The following is a 5,003-nucleotide window of genomic DNA, read 5'->3' on the forward strand; positions in this document are numbered from 1 at the left end:
GGGCTGGTCGGGGCCGGAGGGGTGGCCCAGCGTCACGCACGGGTGCTGACCGGGTTCGAGGACGTCGAACTGGTCGGGGTCACCGACGTCACGACCGCAGCCGCGGGTCGGCTCGCCGGGGAGTACGGCGGTCGGGTCTTCCCCGACGTCGACGGACTGCTGGACGCGGGCGTGGACGCGGTGTACGTCTGCGTGCCGCCGTTCGCGCACGGCCCGGTCGAGGAGGCGGTGCTCGCCGCCGGCCGCCCGATGTTCGTGGAGAAGCCGGTGGCGGTCGACCTGGCCACCGCCGAGCGGATCGGCGCGCTGGTCGCCGAGCGGCGCACGTTGACCGCGGTCGGCCACCACTGGCGCTACCTGCACGTGGTCGACCGGGCCCGGGACCTGCTCGCCGACCGGCCGGTCCGGATGGTCAGCGGCGCCTGGCTGGACAAGGTGCCCCCGGTGGACTGGTGGTGTCACCGGGACCGCTCCGGCGGGCCGGTGGTGGAACAGGCCGCCCACGTGCTGGACCTGCTGCGGGTGCTGGTCGGTGAAGTGGCGGAGGTGACCGCCTACGGTGACGGCAACCCGCCGCCCGTCGAGGGCGCGGACATCGACGCGGTGACCGTCGCGGCGCTGCGCTTCACCGACGGCGCCGTGGGTACCCTCGCCTCGGCCTGCGTCCTCGGCTGGAAGGAACGTGCCGGTCTGGAGATCCTCACCGACGGGCTGGTCCTGAAGCTGGACGAGACCGGGCTGACCGTGCGGGACGCCGACGGCGAGCGGCACCACCCGGCCGATCCGGACGGTGCGCGTACCGCCGTGGACCGGACCTTCGTCGACGCGGTGCGCGGGGTGGGCGACGACATCCGGGTGCCGTACCCGGAGGCGCTCGCCACCCACCGGCTGGCCTGTGCGGTGGCCGAGTCGGCCCGGCAGGGTCGACCGGTCCGGCCGGCGCCCGGGCAGCCGGCTGTCCCCACGGGGGTGCCGGCCCATGTCTGAGCAGGTGGTGGTGGTCACCGGACCGGGCCGGGTCGAGCTGCGCGACGAGGAGCCGGCGGCCCTGCGCGACGGCATGTTCCGGGTGGAGACCCTCTACAGCGGGGTCTCCGCCGGTACCGAACTGAGCTACGTCAAGGGCACCAACCCGTACCTGTCGGTGAGCTGGAACGCCGACCTCGGGCTGTTCCAGCCGGGCGCGGCGAGCAGCCCGTACCCGGTGACCCGGCTGGGCTACATGCAGGTGGGGCGGGTGGTCGAGAGCCGTACCCCGGCCGTCACCGTGGGCACGGTCGGTGCCATGACCTACGGGCACCGCACCGGGTACGTCGCCGATCCGCTCGCGGAGCGGTTCGTCCCGCTTCCCGACGACCTCGACCCGCTGCTCGGGGTGTATGTCGCGCACATGGGTCCGATCTGCGCCAACGGACTGCTGCACGCCGCCGCCGACCTGTGCGGCCCGGACGTACGGACCCTCGGCGACGGGGTACGCGGACGCCGCGTCGCGGTGACCGGGGCGGGCGTGGTGGGCCTGCTCACCGCCCTGCTGGCCCGCCGGCACGGGGCCGCCTCGGTGGTCGTGGTCGACCCGACCGCGCAGCGCCGGCAGGTCGCCGAGGCGCTCGGGTTGGAGACCCTCGACCCGGCGGGCGCCGACCCGGCGGTGGTGCTGAAGACCCGGTGGGCGCACGTCGCCGGGGACCGGGGCGCGGACGTGGTCTTCCAGTGCCGGGGGCAGTCCTGGGCACTGCACCAGGCGTTGCGGCTGCTGCGCCCCCAGGGCACCGCGATCGACCTGGCGTTCTACCAGGCCGGGGCGGACGAGGTGCGGTTCGGTGAGGAGTTCCACCACAACGGGCTGTCCCTGCGCTGCGCGCAGATCGGGCGGGTACCCCGGGGGCTGGCCCCCACCTGGGACCGGGAGCGGCTCTCGGCGGAGACCATCGACCTGCTCCGGGTCGACGGCGAGTTGATCCGCAAGCACCTGGTCTCGGCGACCGTACCGTTCGGGGACGCCCCCGCCCTCCTCACCGAACTGGCCGAACGCCGTCGGCACGAACTCCAGGTGGTGCTCACCCGCTGAGCGGTGTGGACGGTCCGGCTACCGTGATCGGTTGACATCCTCCCCGTCCTGAAGGACGGGGATTCCCGTGGTCACCCTCGGGGTTTCCTGCTTCGCCGACGACCGCCCCGTCCGAGAGGACTCTCGTTGAGGTCTTACACCGCCTCCACAGGCAATCACGGAGAGCCCCTCCGCGAGCATGTTGCGAGCCGCGTTGACGTCCCGGTCGTGGGTCTGCCCGCATCGGCAGGTCCACGTCCGGACGTGCAGCGGCATGTGTTGCGCGAGCGCGCCACACGCCGAGCACAGCTTCGACGACGGGAACCAGCGGTCCACGACGACCAGGGTGCGGCCGTACCAGTCGGCCTTGTACTCCAGCATGGTGCGCACCTGTCGCCAGGCCGCGTCGCTGACGGCGCGGGCGAGGCGGTGGTTGCCGAGCATGTTACGCACGCTCAGGTCCTCGATCACGATCGTTTGGGTCTCACGAACGAGCCGGGTGGTCAGTTTGTGCAGGTGGTCACGCCTGCGGTCGGTGATGCGGGCATGGATCCGGGCGACTGTGAGCCGGGCCTTGGCCCGGTTCGCGGAGCCCTTCTGTTTCCGGGCCAGGTTCCGCTGGGCACGGGCGAGCCGATCGCGGTCAGCCCGCTCGTGCCGGGGGTTGGTGATCTTCTCCCCGGTCGACAGGGTGAGCAGGCTGTCGATCCCGGCGTCGATCCCGACCGCGCCCGTGGTCGGGGTCTGCTCGATGACGTCGTCGCAGAGCAGGGACACGAACCAGCGCCCGGCCGTGTCCTGCGACACGGTCACCGTGGACGGTGTCGCACCGTCGGGCAACGGCCTCGACCACACGATGTCCAGGGGTTCGGTCATCTTCGCCAGGGTCAGCCGACCCTCGCGGTAGCGGAACGCGCTGGTGGTGTACTCCGCCGATCGGCGCGACTTCTTCCTGCTCTTGAACGTCGGATAATTGGCGCGTTTGGCGAAAAAGTTGGTGAACGCGGCCTGCAGGTGTCGCAGCGTCTGCTGCAACGGCACGGAGGACACCTCGTTGAGGAAGGCCAATTCGTCGGTCTTCTTCCAGCCGGTCAGCATCGCCGAGGTGGCCTCGTAGGTGACCCGTTCCTGGCGCAGCGTCCACGCCTGCGTGCGCGCCTGCAACGCCATGTTGTACACCTTGCGGACGCAGCCGAACGTACGGGCGAGCTCGGCAGCCTGCGCGCCGGTCGGGTAGAAGCGGTACTTGAACGCCCGCTTCACCGCCCTGGCCATGACTCACAGGCTAGCGAGCTGGCCGCTGAGCCTCGCGGTGCCACGCGGCTGGACGCCGGTCCGCACTGGCGGCGGATCGGCTTCTTCTGCCCTGCTCCGCAGGGGTTCCGTTTCCTCTCCGGCCTGAAGGCCGGAGTATCCACGGAAGGAACGCGATGACCACGGTCGCCACCCGTCGAGTCGGGCTGTCCGCGCTCCTGCCGTACCTCCGTGACCACCGGCGCCTCCTGCTCGGGGTGGCGGTGCTGTCCCTGCTCGGCGCGGGTGCCTCGCTGGCCCAGCCGCTGCTCACCCGGACGGTGCTCGACTCGGTGTCCGCGTCGAAGCCGGTCGCGGCGGTGGTGGCGCTGCTGGTCGGCCTGCTGGTGGTCGGGGCCGCGCTGGAGGGGGCCCGCAACTACCTGCTGCAACGCACCGCCGAGGGGCTGGTGCTGGGTACCCGGCGTCGGCTCGCCGGGCACCTGCTGCGGCTGCCGATCCCCGAGTACGACCAGCGTCGTACCGGTGACCTGCTCTCCCGGGTCGGGGCGGACACCACCCTGCTGCGGGCGGTGGTGACCTCCGGGCTGTTCGAGATGGTCACCGGGGCGGTGATGGTGGTGGGCGCGGCCACCGCGATGATCCTGCTCGACCCGCTGCTGTTCGGGGTGACCCTGCTCGGGGTGGCCGCCGGGCTCTCCGTCGCGTTGGTCTTCGCCCGCCGGGTTCGGGGCCTGGCCGAGCAGGCCCAGGCCCGGATCGGGGAGATGACCTCGGCCGTGGAGCGGGCCATCTCGGCGGCCCGGACGATCCGGGCCAGCCGGGCCGAGCAGCGCGAGACCGAAACGGTCACGGTCAGCGCCGAGCAGGCGTACGCGGCCGGACTGCGGGTCGCCCGGGTGCAGGCGGTGGTCGGCCCGGTCGGCACGATCACCGTGCAGGGTGCGTTCCTGCTGGTCCTCGGGTTCGGTGGGGCCCGGGTGGCGGCCGGTGCGATCACCGTCGGTGACCTGGTCGCGTTCATCATGTTCCTGTTCTTCCTGGTGGTGCCGCTCGGCCAGGCGCTGGGCGCGTACACCCAGCTCCAGGCCGGGCTCGGCGCGTTGCAGCGGATCCAGGAGGTGCTCGACCTGCCGGTCGAGGGCGCCACCGACAACCGGGCCACCGAGAACCCGGCCACCGGCGGCCGGGTCGTGGACGGCCGGGGCACCGGCACCGGGGTCACCGTGCGGGACCGGGACGGCGGCGCGGCCGGCGCCGTACCCCAGCGGGGCCGGGGACCGGCGGTGACCCCCGGCGGGGCGGCCCTGGAGTTCGACCGGGTGGGGTTCCGCTACCCGGGCGGCGGGGCCACCGTGCTGCACGACGTGAGCTTCACCGTGCCGGCCGGTACCCGGACCGCGCTCGTCGGCCCGTCCGGCGCCGGCAAGTCCACCCTGCTGGCCCTGGTCGAACGCTTCTACGAGGTGACCGCCGGGAGCCTGCGGGTCGGCGGAATGGACATCCGGGACCTGCCCCGGGACGCGCTGCGCGCCCAGCTCGGCTACGTCGAGCAGGAGGCGCCGGTGCTCGCCGGCACGCTGCGGCAGAACCTGATGCTCACCGCCCCCGACGCCGACGCCGACCGGCTGCTCGCCGCGCTCGACGAGGTCAACCTCACCCACCTGGTCACCCGCACCGACGACGGGCTGGCCGTCCAGGT

The 5,003-nt window shown here is 72.9% G+C and carries 4 protein-coding genes; 3 read left to right on the top strand and 1 reads right to left on the bottom strand.

Annotated elements, in window-relative coordinates:
• Positions 1-987: Gfo/Idh/MocA family protein (locus GSF22_RS30455; protein WP_244454419.1), on the top strand; the 987-nt coding region annotated here is incomplete at its 5' end.
• Complete coding sequence (locus GSF22_RS30460) at positions 980-2,068, top strand: zinc-binding dehydrogenase (RefSeq protein WP_208817361.1); 1,089 nt, start codon at positions 980-982, stop codon at positions 2,066-2,068. The genes GSF22_RS30455 and GSF22_RS30460, both read left to right, overlap by 8 nt.
• 18 nt (positions 2,069-2,086) lie before the next feature.
• On the opposite strand, the gene GSF22_RS30465 is transcribed toward GSF22_RS30460, so the two are convergent.
• A complete protein-coding gene (locus GSF22_RS30465) occupies positions 2,087-3,322 on the bottom strand; it encodes an RNA-guided endonuclease InsQ/TnpB family protein (protein WP_208817362.1) in 1,236 nt (411 codons plus the stop codon).
• 155 nt (positions 3,323-3,477) lie between these two features.
• On the opposite strand from GSF22_RS30465, the gene GSF22_RS30470 reads away from it, so the two are divergent.
• On the top strand, positions 3,478-5,003 hold a 1,526-nt coding region (locus GSF22_RS30470), incomplete at its 3' end, for an ABC transporter ATP-binding protein (protein ID WP_208817363.1).

Origin of the sequence: Micromonospora echinofusca, from assembly GCF_017614955.1 — a bacterium.
Taxonomy (GTDB): Bacteria; Actinomycetota; Actinomycetes; order Mycobacteriales; family Micromonosporaceae; genus Micromonospora; species Micromonospora echinofusca_A.